Origin of the sequence: Pseudofrankia asymbiotica, assembly GCF_001983105.1 — a bacterium.
Taxonomy (GTDB): domain Bacteria; phylum Actinomycetota; class Actinomycetes; order Frankiales; family Frankiaceae; genus Pseudofrankia; species Pseudofrankia asymbiotica.
Window position 1 is genome coordinate 30,490 of the sequence record NZ_MOMC01000068.1, and the last position, 14,418, is coordinate 44,907.

8 protein-coding genes are annotated in these 14,418 nt (G+C 72.2%); 4 read left to right on the forward strand and 4 right to left on the reverse strand.

Annotated elements, in window-relative coordinates:
* Positions 1-92 precede the first annotated feature (92 nt).
* Complete coding sequence (locus BL253_RS29905) at positions 93-1,709, reverse strand: Hsp70 family protein (RefSeq protein ID WP_076820659.1); 1,617 nt, start codon at positions 1,707-1,709, stop codon at positions 93-95.
* 113 nt (positions 1,710-1,822) lie between these two features.
* Positions 1,823-2,368: a nucleotide exchange factor GrpE gene (gene grpE, locus BL253_RS29910; protein WP_076820660.1), complete on the reverse strand. Its 546-nt coding sequence runs from the start codon at positions 2,366-2,368 to the stop codon at positions 1,823-1,825.
* A 594-nt stretch (positions 2,369-2,962) separates the two neighbouring features.
* Between grpE and BL253_RS29915 the strand changes: the two genes are divergently transcribed.
* The 4 genes from BL253_RS29915 to BL253_RS29930 all read left to right on the forward strand — a co-directional run bounded on the left by BL253_RS29915 (position 2,963) and on the right by BL253_RS29930 (position 12,137).
* Positions 2,963-5,038, forward strand: a complete 2,076-nt coding sequence (locus BL253_RS29915) for a hypothetical protein (protein WP_076820661.1) — start codon at positions 2,963-2,965, stop codon at positions 5,036-5,038.
* 685 nt (positions 5,039-5,723) lie between these two features.
* Complete coding sequence (locus tag BL253_RS29920; protein ID WP_076820662.1) at positions 5,724-6,743, forward strand: LLM class flavin-dependent oxidoreductase; 1,020 nt, start codon at positions 5,724-5,726, stop codon at positions 6,741-6,743.
* 469 nt (positions 6,744-7,212) lie between these two features.
* Positions 7,213-11,451 carry a serine/threonine-protein kinase gene (locus BL253_RS29925; protein ID WP_076820663.1) on the forward strand — a complete coding sequence of 1,413 codons (4,239 nt, stop codon included), beginning with the start codon at positions 7,213-7,215 and terminating at the stop codon, positions 11,449-11,451.
* 113 nt (positions 11,452-11,564) lie between these two features.
* Complete coding sequence (locus BL253_RS29930) at positions 11,565-12,137, forward strand: hypothetical protein (protein ID WP_076820680.1); 573 nt, start codon at positions 11,565-11,567, stop codon at positions 12,135-12,137.
* 51 nt (positions 12,138-12,188) lie between these two features.
* Here the strand turns inward: BL253_RS29930 and BL253_RS29935 are convergent, their stop codons facing one another.
* On the reverse strand, positions 12,189-13,583 hold the full coding sequence (locus tag BL253_RS29935; RefSeq protein WP_076820664.1) for an EAL domain-containing protein: 1,395 nt from the start codon (positions 13,581-13,583) through the stop codon (positions 12,189-12,191).
* A gap of 603 nt (positions 13,584-14,186) precedes the next feature.
* Positions 14,187-14,393, reverse strand: a complete 207-nt coding sequence (gene bldC, locus BL253_RS29940; RefSeq protein WP_076820665.1) for a developmental transcriptional regulator BldC — start codon at positions 14,391-14,393, stop codon at positions 14,187-14,189.
* Positions 14,394-14,418: the final 25 nt, after the last annotated feature.

Below are 14,418 nucleotides of genomic sequence, written 5' to 3' on the forward strand. Positions count from 1 at the left end.
TGGCCACCCACCGGTGATGACGGACTTCGTTCGCCGGCATGGGTCGCGCCGGGAAGGCTCTGGTTCCGGGAAGGCTTCGTGCTGGGCAGGCTCTAGTTGCTGACGAGAAGGCGGCCGACCTGCGCGGCCTCGTTCTTTACCTCCTCCTCGCTGAGCCCCTCGATCTGCAGCACCATGCGCAGCTCCTTGCCGGTGCTCAGCTCGACGGCGAGGACGGCGAGCCGGCCCGTCGGGTCCATGTCGAATGTCACGTCGATCGGCGACGAACGCGGCAGCGGCGGCAGCTTGTCGATGAGGCCCTTCGCGATCTGCGCGTTGTCCTCGAGATTCGGGGAGGGGCGGTCGCCCTTCTGCTCCCAGATCTCGACCTCGATTCCCGTCTGGTTGTCCTCGACCGTGTAGTACTGCTCGGTCCTCGACGCGGCGAGCTCGGTGTTCGCGTCGAGAATATGGCTGACCATGAGGCGCTTCTTCGCCGGGTCGTTCCCGTCGATGACCTTGACGCCGAACGCGCGCGGGGTCGTGACCGCGACCCGCTTCTTGGCGAGCTCCTGGACTTCCTCCACGGGAATACCGAGTCCGTCCGCGATACCTCGGATCTTCGCCATCGAGACCTTGTCCAGGTCACCATCCGCCGCGTCCGGCAAGGCGATCTTGATGGACTCGATCAGCGCGAACCGCGCCGCGCCCTTCGCGACCGCCAGGTCCGGGTCGTGCACCCGCGGCGCGAACCCGAAGCGGTCAGCGAGCGCCTTGGGGACCGCCGGCATCCGCGTCGACCCGCCGACGAGCAGCACCTCGTCGAAGGAGGTGACACCCTTCTCGCGTGCCGTGTCGAGCGTGCGCTGTGTGATCGTCAGCGTGCGCTCGAGCAGGTCCGACGTGATCTGCTCGAACGTCTCCCGGGTCACCTCGACCTTCGAGGTGTCGCCCGAGAACCGCATGTTGTGGCGGCGGGTCTGTGCGCTGGACAGCTCACGCTTCAGGTCCTCGGCGGCCAGCCGCAGCCCCTGGAGGAACTCCTCGCTGTTGTCCGCCTCGGACTCCGGGTGCTCGGCGAGGAACGCCTCGAGCAGGTGCTGGGCCAGCCGCTCGTCCCAGTCCGCGCCGCCGAGGTGGTGGTCGCCGTCGGTGCAGACGACCCGGATGTCGTTCTCCGAGATGCGGATGACCGTCATGTCGAACGTGCCGCCCCCGAGGTCGTAGACGAGCACCGTGCTGTCGCCGCCGCCGGAGACCACCTCGTAGTGCAGCGCCGCCGCGACCGGCTCCGGGACCACGTTGAGCACGTTGAGCCCGGCGATCGTGCCGGCGTTCTTCGTCGCCTCCCGCTCGGCGATCCCGAAGTAGGCCGGCACCGTGATGACGACGTCCTTGGCCTCCTCACCGGTGAACTCGGCGGCGGCCTGCGCGAGCTCGCGCAGGATCAGCGCCGAGATCTTCGGCGGGCTGTAGGAGACACCGTGGAACTCGAGCTCGACGTCCTGGCCCATCTGTCGCTTGATGAGCGCGACCACCAGGTCGGGCTCGTCGGCGGCCGTTCGCTTGGCGGTCTTGCCGACGATGACGTTCTCCGGCGTCTCCAGGTAGACCACCGACGGGGTCGTGTCGTCGCCGTCCCGGTTCTTCGCGATCGCCGGGCGCCCCGTGTCGTCGATGTAGGCGACACAGGAGTAGGTAGTACCGAGATCGATACCCAGAGTGGTCATGATTCCTCGCAGTGATGGAGCCGGACGCGCGGATGACGTCACCGCTGGGATCCGCGCCGCGCCTGGCGACGAGGCGGGGCTCCGCGCGATGCCGGTTTGCGTGAGTGCCGGTTTCAGGGCACGTCGGTCGCGGGCGTACCGGCGGACGGGCCGTCCGCGGTGGCCGCGCTCGACGGTGTGCGCAGTCGGTAGACCTTCACCTTCGCCGGCCGACGCGGCCGGTCACGGTCACGGTCGACAAAGCCCGGTTCGACGACGGCGACGATGGTGTTGTGCGCCGCCGGTTCGTCGGTCGGTTCCGAACCGGCGAGGACGTGCAGGCTCTTTTGGAAGGTCTCGCCGGGCGCGGGGCGCAGCGCGTCCAGGCCGCAGCGCTCCAGCGCCAGCTCCGCGTCGTCGGCGAAGCTCGCCAGCAGCTCCGCCAGCCGGGCCTCACCGAGGGCGGCAAGCCGCAGCGCCTCGCCAGCCAGGCCGTCGAACAGCCGAATCAGGTCGGTGGCCACCGGGTCGAGAATGGTCCGCCGAATTCCCGCACGGTGCTCGACGCGTTCCTCGTGCAGCCGGTCAATGACGGATTCCCGGTGTGCCGAGCGGTCCTGGAAGCCGGTGACCGCCGCCTCGATCGCCGCCAGCCGGGCCGTCACCTCGGCCCAGGCCACGGAATCCGGCTCTGGTGCTGGAAGCGGTTCCCGCCGAAATTCAGCGGGGTCACCATCGCCATGCGGAATCCAGCTGGAGGGCGGCACGCGAGCGGCGTCGCGGGACCCGTCGTCGGCCCCGTGGTCCGACGGAACGGCCTCGTCCAGATTCTCCGCCGGGAGAACCGGCTCGTCCAAGTCAGGTCGCCTCATGCCCGCCCTTTCCTAGGACGAGGACGCAAACACACAGTAGCCAAGGCCGCGCAAAAAAACTTCAAGTCAACCCCCCGGTTTGGTTGCAACCTAACGGTCGCCACGAACCTACGCAAGGGCCCATGAGAAGTACCGCGGCGAGGTCATCCGCCGCGCCCCGGCACCGACACCACAGGCGCACGGGAGCCGCCATCCGTCGGTCCGCGTCGCGCCAGCCACCCCCCGTGGTGGCTGGCGCGATCACGCATCCAGCAACTTACTACTCATTCCGAGTTTGTACCTCAAGGGATCAAAGTTGTCCACATGTAATCCACTGTCAGGTATAAAAATCTGTCAACGCGGATCGGGACCGAAGAGACTAAGGTCGGCATCGACCCCCGGAAGCGCGAGGAGGTATCGGCCTTGGCCCTGTTGCCGGCGGAGGTACCGGCGGTTCCGGAGGCACGGGCGGAGGTGGTGGCTGCCCGACTGGCCCGCAAGGTGGCGCCGCTGTTCGGCGTCCCCTGGCCCGACAGCGCACGCGACCCCAGCCCGTTGGGGCCTGTCACCTGGGTCACCGACTTCACCCGGGTCACGCTGGCCGAGATCGCGCGCGGCGCGCCGCTGCCGACCCGGGCCCGGTCGGCCGCGCTCGCCGGCGCCGCCCCGGTCGATCAGAGCTGGGCGATCATCGACCGGATCGCCGTCACTGCCGGCCACGCATCGCTACCCTTCGAGATCGCCAACGCGACACTCAACCGCTACGGGCCGGACACCAAGGCCGCGGTCGTCCTGGTCGCGGTCAACCGGCTACTGGAGCCGCTGCGAGCCGCGCTCGAGGAGGCTGTCGTCCTGCTCCTCGGCGAGGACGGCCAGCCGCTGCCGCCGGGGCCTCGCCTCGCGGCCTGGGCCACCGTCGTCGTCGAGGTCTTCCGGTCACAGCCGGCGCTGGTCGCCGCCGGGATTCGCGCCCGGGCGATCCAACGGCCGCTGATCGCGGCCTGGGACGTCCCGCTCGCGCCCAGCGCCGCCGCCGAGCCCTTGACCCGCTGCGAGATCGGCGCCCCCCTGACCACGCCCACCTCGGTCCTGCCGCGGGACCTCGATCTGGTGGACGCCACCTTCGGTGGCCTCGGCCTGCTGGCGCCGGACGACGGACCGGTGCTGCGGGACGCACGCCAGGAAACCGTCATCGCCCAGCTGCTGCACCGGCTCCTCGACGTGGGCACGCTCCGCGACGCGAGCCATTTGTGGATCTCCGCTCGGGCGCCCGGCCAGCTCGTCGTGGAAGCGCTGTTCACCCCGGCCAGCATCGTCGACCGCTTCGTCGACCAGGCGCTGCGCTCGCTGCTGCCCCCGGACGGTTACCGGCGGGAGAGACAGAGCGCCCGCACCGATGGCGACCGGCTGCCGGCCGTTCCCGGCGCCGACGAGCTCCTCGCCCGGCCGCTCCTGGCGCGTCGCACGACCCTGCTGGCACTGTTCGGGGCCGTCCGCGTGGTGCTCACGTCCAAACCGGCCCGCGAGCATGCCCGCGCGGCGGCCAGCGACTGGCTGGGCCGCCTGCGCGGCCTGGCCGAACGGGCGCTACCGGACGGCGACCCGATGCGGGCCATGCTGGTCTGCCGGATCGACCTCACCCGGCTCGACCTGATCCGGCATGACGAGAACTCCAACGCGGACGAGCTGCTCGAGACACTCACCCGATCCGGCCGGCACTGCGTGAGGCTGTTCGAGGTCGGCGCGCTCGACCGTGGCGCCGCCGCCGAGATCGTCTCGGCCGTCAACCGGCAGCTGGACGCGGTCCGTCGTGCCGCCGCGGACCGGGCAGCGTGCGCGGATCATCCGGCGGCGGTCACGAAGATCGACATTGTGGGCCTCGACACCCTCATCCGAGACCAGTGGCAGGCCTACCTTCGGATGGTCGAGGCAGACGAGGACCGGCTTGCCAGCGGCGAGCTGCCCGATCTGCTCGGGTACCACCTGCACAATTACGCGGCCTTCCTGGCGAACCACCCGGAGTCCGAACCCGACCTCACAGCCGCGCTGGTGCTGTTTCGCGACGTGGTGCTCCCGGCACGGGAACGGTTCGTGGCACGTACCGGCATCTTCGACCCGCTGCGTACCACCCTGCAGATGGCCACCGCGGCCTCCACCGGCCTCACCGGACTGGCGATCGCCGTGGGTGATGACAGCGCCGCCAAGAGCTGGGCCACACTCGGCTACGTCTGGATCGCCAAGGCACTCGCGCACCCCGGTACCTGGGCACTGGTCGACGAGGGGACCGAGGACGCGGCCCGCTTCGCCCTGYGCGCGGCACCCGCCCTGCTCCTCGCCGTGGAACACGGCGTCGTCGACGACAAGACCAGGGCGCTCGCGGACACTGACCGGCTGCTCACCGGAGCACGCCACTGGGCAGCCTCTGTGCCCGGCACCTTCATTCGACGCTACGAGATCGACGCTCTGGCCGGAAGGCTCGACCGGCTCCGCGCTGGCTGACCGCGGCGCGCTCTCCCTAGCTGCACCCCCCTCACCCCCCTCACCCCCTTCACTCGCTTCACCCGCTCGCCCTACCGGCGGCCGCCTCCGCGGCCGCCGGACCTGTCTGTGGGCCCGTGTTGCGCCGTTGCCGCCAGGTATTCGTCACCCGCTCGCGGTCACCCGAGCCCGTGGCACCGACCAGACGCCCTCCCAGTGTCGGGCCGGCAGGCGGACCCCCGCCCTCGCCGCGGCGCCCGGCCCCGGTCTGGAGGGAGAGCACCGTGATCAGCAGCGAGCAGATCGGCGGCGACGACGACGCCAACGACTGATACCGGCCGCGGCTGGCGGCCGTCCGTCGGTAGTTCGAACCGGACACCGCCAGCCTGGCCGGAGGCACGTCCCGGCGACCGGAGCTGACGCCTCTACCGCTCCGGGACATCGATCGAGAGCGGCTTGTTCGCGCAGCTCAGCACCGGTGAGAGCGATGACCTCGGCGTAGGCCAGGGCGGGAGCGAGTCCCGGGCTCCCGCCCTGGCCAGCCGTTCGCCCGGGGATCACGACGGCGCCCAGCGCGACGCGCCGCGCGGACGCCTGACTGCCTGCCCGGCGGCCGGGCCAGTTCGATCAGCGGTGACGTACCCGCTCCCGTCGCGGACGGTGAGGTGCGGGGAATGCGCCCAGCCTGCGTGGCCTTGAGCCGGAGGTGAGTGACGTCGAGGGTTCGCTTCCGCTGGCGGTGCTTGACTTCGTCGGGATCGAGCACGGTGAGAGTCCAAGCGCGGCGATCGCCGGCGCCGTGACCATCGCCCAGGCCGTCGAGGCGGCCGGGTACCGCCGGTACTGGGTCTCCGAGCACCACAACATGACCAGCCTGGCGTGCAGCGCCCCGGAGCTGCTGACCGCGCACGTCGGCGCGCACACGTCCCGGATCCGGGTCGGCGCGGCCGGGATCATGCTGCCCAACCACACGTCACTCAAGGTCGCCGAGACGTTCCGGACGCTGCTCGCGATGTACCCCGGGCGGATCGACCTCGCGCTCGGTCGGGCGCCGGGGACCGATCCGTTGACCGCGCACGTGCTGCGCCGGGGGTTGTCCGCCGACGCGGGCACGGAGTTCCCCGGGCAGGTCGGCGAGCTGCTGGCGTTCCTCGGCGATGGCTTCCCGGCCGATCATCCCTATGCGCGGCTGGTGGCCGCGCCGGTGCTCGACGAGCGGCCCGAGCTGTTCGTGCTGGGGTCGAGTCCGTACGGCCCCCGATTCGCCGCCGTCAACGGCCTGAGCGCGGTGTTCGCCCATCACATGAGCCCGGACCTGGCGATCAGCGCGCTGCGGGCCTACCGGCGCGAGTTCACCGCCCGGATTGAGGGCGCGACGCCGTACTCCGCCATGTCCGTGTTGGCCTTCGCCAGCGATGACGAGGAGTCGACGCTCGACTTCGAGGCGGCGTGGACCCTGACGATCCAGAACATCAGCCGTGGGATCCGCGAGCCGCTGCGGCCGGAGGACGTCCACGAATTCGCCCGGTCGAAGCAGTTCCGCGCCGTCCGTCGCGACGACAGCCGGATGGTGACCGGCGCGCCGAAGGCCGTCGCCGAACGGCTGTTGGAGATGAAGCAGGAAGCGGAGGTCGACGAGATCGTCGTCGTCACCCCGAGCCTGGACCGGGCCCGCCGCCGGGCCAGCTTCACCGCGCTGGCCGCCGCCTGGCGCCAGGCGGCGTAGGCCGGGCCGGGCCGGATCGTGGTCCCCGGCCGTCCGATCCGGCGGGGCCACCGAGATCAGCGGGCAGCACCACGGCGATCGGTTTTCCGCCCTGCGCGTGGGGGATTCGGATACCCGGGCCCCCACCTGACGCCGACATCTCACCTGACACACATCGCCAGCACGCCCGGCCGAGGCGAACGAAACTCCACCGGCACAACATTGCTGGCATTGCCTGGTGATGCTGCCACGATAGCGGGGCGGGCTATCCGGGTCCGCACCGCTCTGCTGCAAAATCGGGTCATTCGAGGCGTGCGGCGTCCGCTCCGACTTGCGGGGTGGACCGGCGGCGCGGTCGAGTGCGACCGCCGGTTCCGCGCCTTGTTGGGGAGGAACCTATGCGACGTCGGGATCGCGACATCGGCGCTCTTGCCGACCGCACCGACTCCGCCCGCGGCTGGGTGTCGCAGGCCAGCTACCGGATGGCCTCGTGGGTCTGCTGACCCGGCTTGGCTCCTCGCGGCCCGCCACCCGAGGCACCATGCCGGACGAGGGCTCGAGTTCGGCGATCGCGATCATCGAACCGCAGCCTGGCGCGCCGCTACGCCCCCGCGACCCCGCCTTCGTCGGCTCCTACCGAATCCTTCGCCTGCTCGGTGAGGGCGGCATGGGAACCGTCTACCTGGGCGAGGCGGTCGACGGCCGGCGAGTAGCGGTAAAGGTCATCCAGTCCGAGTACGCCCGGGATCCCGAGTTCCGGGAACGGTTCCGCGCCGAGACCGCGCATGCCCGCCAGGTCTCGGAGTTCTACACAGCCGAGGTGCTCGACGCTGACCCGGACGCAGCGCTGCCCTACCTGGTCACCGAGTTCGTCCCCGGGCCGACGCTGCGCGCCGCCGTGACGGCCGGCGGCCCGCTCGAGGCCGACGACCTCGCGCGCCTGGCCGTCGGGATGGCCGCCGCGCTGACCGCCATCCACGCCGCCGGGATCGCCCACCACGACCTCAAGCCGGGCAATGTCCTGCTCGGACCGTCCGGTCCGCGGGTCATCGACTTCGGCATCGCCAACGGTTTCGCCGGCCCGGCGGCCGGCCACAACGGCCGCGGCGGCGGCCGCGGGCGGGGACGAGGCCGCGGGCGCGGGCATGCCCACGACGCGGCCCAGATCGGTACCCCCGGCTACATGGCCCCGGAGCAGGCGCAGGGCGAGGAGGTCGGACCCGCGGCGGACGTGTTCGCCTGGGCGGCCGTCATGACCTTCGCGGCGAGCGGGGCGCCGCCGTTCGGCGAGGGCTCGCCGGAGGAGCTGCTGCGCCGGGTCGCCCGGGACAACCCGGACCTGGGCCCGCTGCCTTCCGACCTGGTCCCGTTGGTGCGCAAGGCGTTCAGCAAGGACCCCCTGGACCGCCCCTCGGCCGCCGACCTTCTTCTCACGTTGATGGGTGAGAAGTCGGCGGAGCAGCGCTCGCCCGCCCCCCGGCCCGCCGAGCGGCGCAGGGCCATCGGCCCGGCCGCCAGTTCATCTGGCCTGCCTGGCCCGTCCGGCTCGGCCCGGCCGTCTGGCCCGTCGGCCTCCACACCCGCGGCGCGCGCTTCGAGCGCGCCGCCTGCCGCGGTGACGCCACCACCCGCGCGCGCCCGGCCGGTCGCGCCTTCGGTTCCCTTGCCGCCGCTTCCCCCGCCGCCGCTCGCGTTGCCGCCGCTGGCTCTGCCGCCGCTGGCGGAGATACCACTCGCGCTGCCGGCCGCGGACGACTCGTCGGACAGTCACCCGGATCCGGCGGCCCAAGGGTCGATCACCGTGAAGGACGGAGCGGCCCCCACTGGTCCCGAGAATGCCGTAGGGGCGCCGCCCGCGGTGGAAGTCCCGGTCGCGAGCCTCGAAACGTCCATGGCGCCCTCGTTCTTGGAGGCAGCCGCGAACCCGCCGGCCCCGTCGATCTCCGGTCCGGGGTTCCTGGTCTCGGCGCCGGATGTCCCCGCCTGGATGTCCGAGCCGTCCGGACTCGTGGCCGCGGAAACGCTGGCCGGTGCTCCGGCGCCGCCGGCGGACCTCCTGAACCCGGTGGCTGTGGACCCGGCGGCGACGCCCGACCCGGTTCAGGTCGGTTCCCCGGACGCGGCGTCCGCCGTGGCATCGAGCTCCGTCGCACCGGCCGGAGTCGGGCCGATCTGGGTGGAGTCGGTCGTCGACGGTGCCCCCGACGTGCCCACGCACGGGTCGGGTGTCACCGCCGAGCCAGTCGTCGACCTGCTCACACCGGCCGAGCCGGCGACGGACGACCAGGTGGACGCCGCGCCGATGACTCCGCCGGGCCATGACGCCGTCCTGGCCGCCGCCGTCGTCGAGGCGGCGCCGGCCGCCGAACCAGTCGCGGAACCGGGCGTGGACGATGCGGTCGACACGGCGCAGGCGATCCCGCCGAGTCCCCATACCGCGACGGAGCCGCCCGCGGACGGCCTCGTGGTGCCCACGGTCCGCGACGTCCCCATGCCGGCGGCCGAGTACCCGATCGTCGACCCGCCGCCCATCGGGCCGGACGTCGACGACCCGCTGGACATCTCGCCGACGGACCCGTTGGGACTCGGAGACCTCCTCGAGATCCGCTCGGACGCGCCACCGACCGCCGAGTCAGCCGCCGAGCCGGCCATGGAGGACCTGGTCGCACTGGCCGTCCTGGACATCCCCCCGCCAAGGTCCACGGCCCCCGTCAGGGATCTTCCGCTCGCCGGGCGGCCCACCGCCGGCGCGCCGGCCTTGTCACCGACGGACCCGCCGCGGTCTGGCGACACGGTGGAGGCCCGCGGCACCGCGGAGCCCGGCGATACGGCGCAACCGTTCCCAGCCGGGGCCGGGGCGACCAGCCCGGCCGGCGCGGACGATCTGGTGGACGTGGCGTCGACGCCACCGCCGGGGCGGGACGCGTTCGTCAGCGCCGAGCCCCTCGGGCACGTCGACATCGCCTTCGACGACCTCGAGGACATCCCGGGCGTCGCCGAGATCACCGTCGCCCAGGTCACGGCGGCCGAGGTCACTGTTGCCGAGGTCACGGCGGCCGAGATCACGGCGGCCGAGGTCACCGACCCCGCCGCTCAGCCGGCGGTGGTCGAGGGCGGCGCGCCGGACGACGAGACGCCGGACGACGGGCCGCTCGCGCACAGCCGGGTCGTTGACGAGGCGGCGCTCCCCGACGACGAGGCAGCGCTCCCCGACGACGAGGAGCTCGAGGCGCGGACGGAGGTGGCCGCTCCCGACCTGGGCAGCCCCGCCGCCACCGGGGCCGAGCTGATGCTCGCGCCGCGCTACGACCCGGTGACAGCCATCACGGAGCTGCTGCCTCCCGACGTCCTCGCCGCCCGCGCCGCGGCGACGGAGATCGACGTCGACGGCGTGATCGACGTAGGGCCAGGGTGGATACAGGAGACCGGCGGCCGGCCCGAACCGGCACTCCAGCCCATCAGGATCGCCGAGCTGCACACGCTCTGGGACGGCGAGGTCGATCTCGACCCGGCCGACAACCCGGCGGACGAGACCGCCGAGACCACTGGGATCACTGAGACCGCCGGTACCGCGCTGGCCCTGAGGCCGGACGCCTCCCTGGTCGACCCCGGGATCGCCTCAGGATCGTCGAAGCCGGCTGGCGAACTCGCGGCATCCTCGCCGACGGCGCCGGCCGTACCGGAGTCCTCTACGGCGCTGGCCCCCTTGGCCGCCGCGACGGCCGCTCCCCGTCGCGGGGCGTTCGAGCCGGCCCAGAAGGCCATCGCCGCTGGTTCGTCGGCCGACACGGCGACGGACGAGATGGACGACGCGACGGTCGCCACCGCGGAGACGGCCGACGCCTCCGCACGGGCTCCCGGTGCCCGGGCACGCGCTCGGGCCGCTCGTCGCGGTGCCCGCCGACGGCGGATCACCACGATCGTCGTCGCCGCCGTCGTCGCCCTGCTGGCCACGCTGGTACCACTCGCCCTGCGGTCGACCGGCGGCGCCGCGACGGTCGACACGGCCGACGCGGTACCGGCATCACCCGCCTCCTCCGTGGCGCCGGCTGTCGGCGCGCCGGGGGCGAGCGGCACGGCCGCGGCCGGTACCCCCTCTCCGGCGCCGGTGGCCTCCGCCGCACAGCCGCCAGCAGCCGCCACCGGCCCGGCTGGAGCGGCCGGAGCGGCACCGCCCGACGCGAACGCACGGCCGGGGGTGCCGGGGCTGTGGCTGCAGTCGGTGTCCGCTGGCGTGACCGTCTCGGTCATCGCGCCGTTCGACGGCGGCTCGGTGACGTCCTACCGGGTGACGACGAACCCTGGCGGAGTGCGCAGCCTGGCCAAGCCGGGCATTTTCCAGGTCTCGGTCGACGGATGTGCCGAGGTCAGCGTGACGGTGCAGGCGATCGGCCCAGGCGGTTCCTCCCCGACGTCGTCGCCGGTGAAGGCCCGTGGCTGCGTGCCACCCAACGAGCCGCGAGGACTGCTGTCCATCCCGGACGGCCATGGCCATCTCATCATCAACTGGGATACGCCGGCCAACGTGGGTGGGAACCAGATCTCGCTGACCTACGACCTCACGATCTACCGGACCGGACCGTCCGGTGTCACCTCGGAGACGGTCAGCGTGAGCGGTCACAGCTACACCCGGACCGCGCCCGGCCCGRCCGACCCCTACTTCCGCGTCACTCTGGCCGCCCGCAACCTGGYCGGCCTCGGTCCCACCGTCCTGGCCTGGGGCCAGTGACGCGCGTGTCGCGCACATACACCGAGGACGTGACGGACATCCAGGGACGGATTGGCCTGAATACGGTCGGGACCGGCTCCCGGAACAGGGCGGCCAGGCTGCACACTGTTGCGATGCCGGGACTGCTGCTGCCCCTATCCGCCGGTTTCCCCGTTTTCGGTCTGCTGCCTGGCCTCCTCGAGCCACGCTGGCTGGAGCTGTGGGACACCCGACGGCCCCACTCGGAGCAGGTGTGGCGGGTCTGCCTCGGTCATGGCGACGCGACCCACCTGGGGCCGCGAGTGATCGTGACGACGGTGCCCCGGCTGCCCGCGATGCGGTTCGGCGAGGTCCGCCACGCCCCGACGGTGGTCGATGACGCTATCGGCTGGGCGCAGCAGAGCATGCTGCACGCGGTGGCCCCGGAGTTCCCGGCCGACTCACCGGACCGGCAGGAATGGTGGCGGTACCAGCTGGAGCTGGCTGGCTGGTTGTCGGGCAACCTGGATGCCGAGGACTGGGTGACGGTCCCACTCCCGGTCGATGACGTGGAGCTGCCGTTCCGGGTCCGCCAGCACGGGCCGGCCTGGGCGGCGTTCGCCGAGACGGACGGCGGCTGGATCGCCCTGGACGGCATTCACCTGGGAGTGGGCGACCTCGCGCTGGGCACCGTCCGGGTGGCCGACTACCAGCCGATAGGCGTCTGAACGGCATCGTCCCCCGCCTCGGGGACGTCCGCTGGGAGGTCCGCCGAGAGGTCATGGGTCTCTCGGCGCCCGCCGCGGGTTCAAGGGCAGCGCCGCCGGCCGCGCGATGTGGTTGCCCTGACCGAGCTGGACGCGGGTCGCGCGCAGGGTGGTGAGTTCCGCCTCGGTCTCGATGCCCTCCGCGAGCACACTGGCGCCGATCTCATCCGCGACCTGGATGAGGGCGTTCGCGACGGCTCGGCGCGCCGGATCGGCGTCGATCCCGTGGGTGAGGTAGTGGTCCATCTTCACCAGGTCGGGTCGTAACGCCAGGAACCGGGAAAGGCCCGCGTAGCCGGAGCCGACGTCGTCCGCGCCGATCCTCACCCCCCGCGCGCGCAGCTCCGCGAGCGTGCGGAACACCTCCGAGTCTTCCTTGATCCGGGTGTGCTCGGTGATCTCCAGCAACAACCGGCTCGGCTCGACGTCCTGGAGCAGCTCGACCAGCTCCGATCCAACGGTGCCTGGGGAGACGTTGACCGACATGAACACGTCCGGCGGTAGAAATGGCAGGTTGGCGAGCGCGGCACGCACGGCGGCGAGCTCCAGCTCGGTACCGAGCCCGACAGCCGCCGCGCCGGCGAACCACTGCTCCGGCTCACTGACGTCGACCTCACCGAGTTCCTGCCGGCCGGTCGAGCAGTCCCGGACCGTCATGGTGGCCGCTCGCGCCGCCGCCGAGACGCCCGCCGGCGCATCCCCGTCCGTCCGGGGGCCCTCGCGGACGGCCGCGTCGGCCCGCACGTCCGGCTCGTCGGTGCCGGCGGTCTCGGTCACGTCGGACGGGAAACGCGCCAGCGCCTCCACGCCCACGATCCGGCCGTCGTCCCCGAGGTCCACGATCGGCTGGAAGACCATGGTGGGGCCGCCGCTGTCGATGACCTCGCTGACCCGGTCCCAGAACGCGGTGCGCCGCTCCCAGACCCGGTGCAGATCCGAGACGGAGTCGGTGACCACCTCCGCGACCAGGCGCAGGAACCGTCCGTCGCGTGCCTGCAGATCGGGGCGCGGGGTATGGGACAGCGCCGCGAGCACCCCGTAGAACGACCCGTCACGCTCGAACACGGGCACCGCCGCGTACGCGCCGGCCCGCAGCTCACCGCCGGCCGGCAGCGTCTCGGCGGGCATCTGCGCGTGGACATCACGGATGATGTCGGGGCATTCGCCCGCCAGGACCAGCGCGAAGTAGCTGGCGGCGCCGCGGAGGGTCGCCCCGGGGATCACACCGAACGACTCGCCGTCGCCGTCGAGCGCCTCGATGACCAGCAGGTCATCCTCGGCACGAGCGAGCCAGGCGGCGTCCATCCGCAGCCGGAGCCGGACTGCCTCCAGCAGGTCGGCGATGGTGCGGTCTGGCGCCGGGACATCAAGAATCGGCCCGAACGTCCAGCTCCGCTCACTGGGCACGGCTCACCCCCGTGAGGCAGCATTCCCCCGGTGCCCGGGTTGGCCACCTTCTCGGCAGGAACGGCCGGTAGACGAGATCGGGCGGCGCGCCTGGGGCGCGCCGCCCGTCGTCCGTGTGGTGCCTTGCCGAACAGCTGACCGGCACGCGCCCGGCGTTCTGGACCGATGATCGGCCCGGCGGGTCGCGTGGGTCAGACCGCGTCGTTCAGAAGCAGGGACAGGAGCGGGGAGCTGGGTGCCCGGCGGCCGGTCAAGGCCGGGCCGGGCACCCCTCGAACGCCTGGAGATTCGCAGGCCACCGGGGCACCTGCCAGGCGCCCCGGGGTCCCGCCGATCCGTCTGCCTGAAGCGGCAGCGTCGACCTGGCCGGACAACCCTGGCGAGGTCTGGCGAATCGGTGGGACGGGCGAGCACATTGCCGGTGCGTCACGCCGAATAGCCCGACGGCCCGGCCCTTCGGCCGGGGTCGTCGGTGCTGGCAGATCGGCGTGCCGTACCGGACACCCACCCCGTCGGTACACGGCGCGCCCGTTGTCACGCGGGCTCACGGGAAGCCACCCGAAGGGTGGCAAACAGGACACCATGTACCGAAACGGTCGATGCCTAGAGGTCACTACCCATGCTGGGGACCCCCTTCAGCAAGGCCCGAACCTCCGCCTCCCGGTAGCGCCTGTGGCCACCGAGGGTGCGGATCGACGTGAGCTTCCCAGCCTTGGCCCACCGGGTGACAGTCTTCGGATCAACCCGAAACATCGTCGCCACCTCGGCCGGAGTCAGCAGGGGCTCGGCGTCCGGCGTTCTCGTCGTCATTGTGTTGGCCTCCCGTCACAGAGCG

Bases quoted from the DNA above. Each gene is read 5' to 3' on its own strand.
- bldC (WP_076820665.1), bottom strand. From the start codon at position 14,393: ATGACGACGAGAACGCCGGACGCCGAGCCCCTGCTGACTCCGGCCGAG.
- BL253_RS29905 (WP_076820659.1), bottom strand. From the start codon at position 1,709: ATGACCACTCTGGGTATCGATCTCGGTACTACCTACTCCTGTGTCGCC.
- BL253_RS29930 (WP_076820680.1), top strand. From the start codon at position 11,565: ATGCCGGGACTGCTGCTGCCCCTATCCGCCGGTTTCCCCGTTTTCGGT.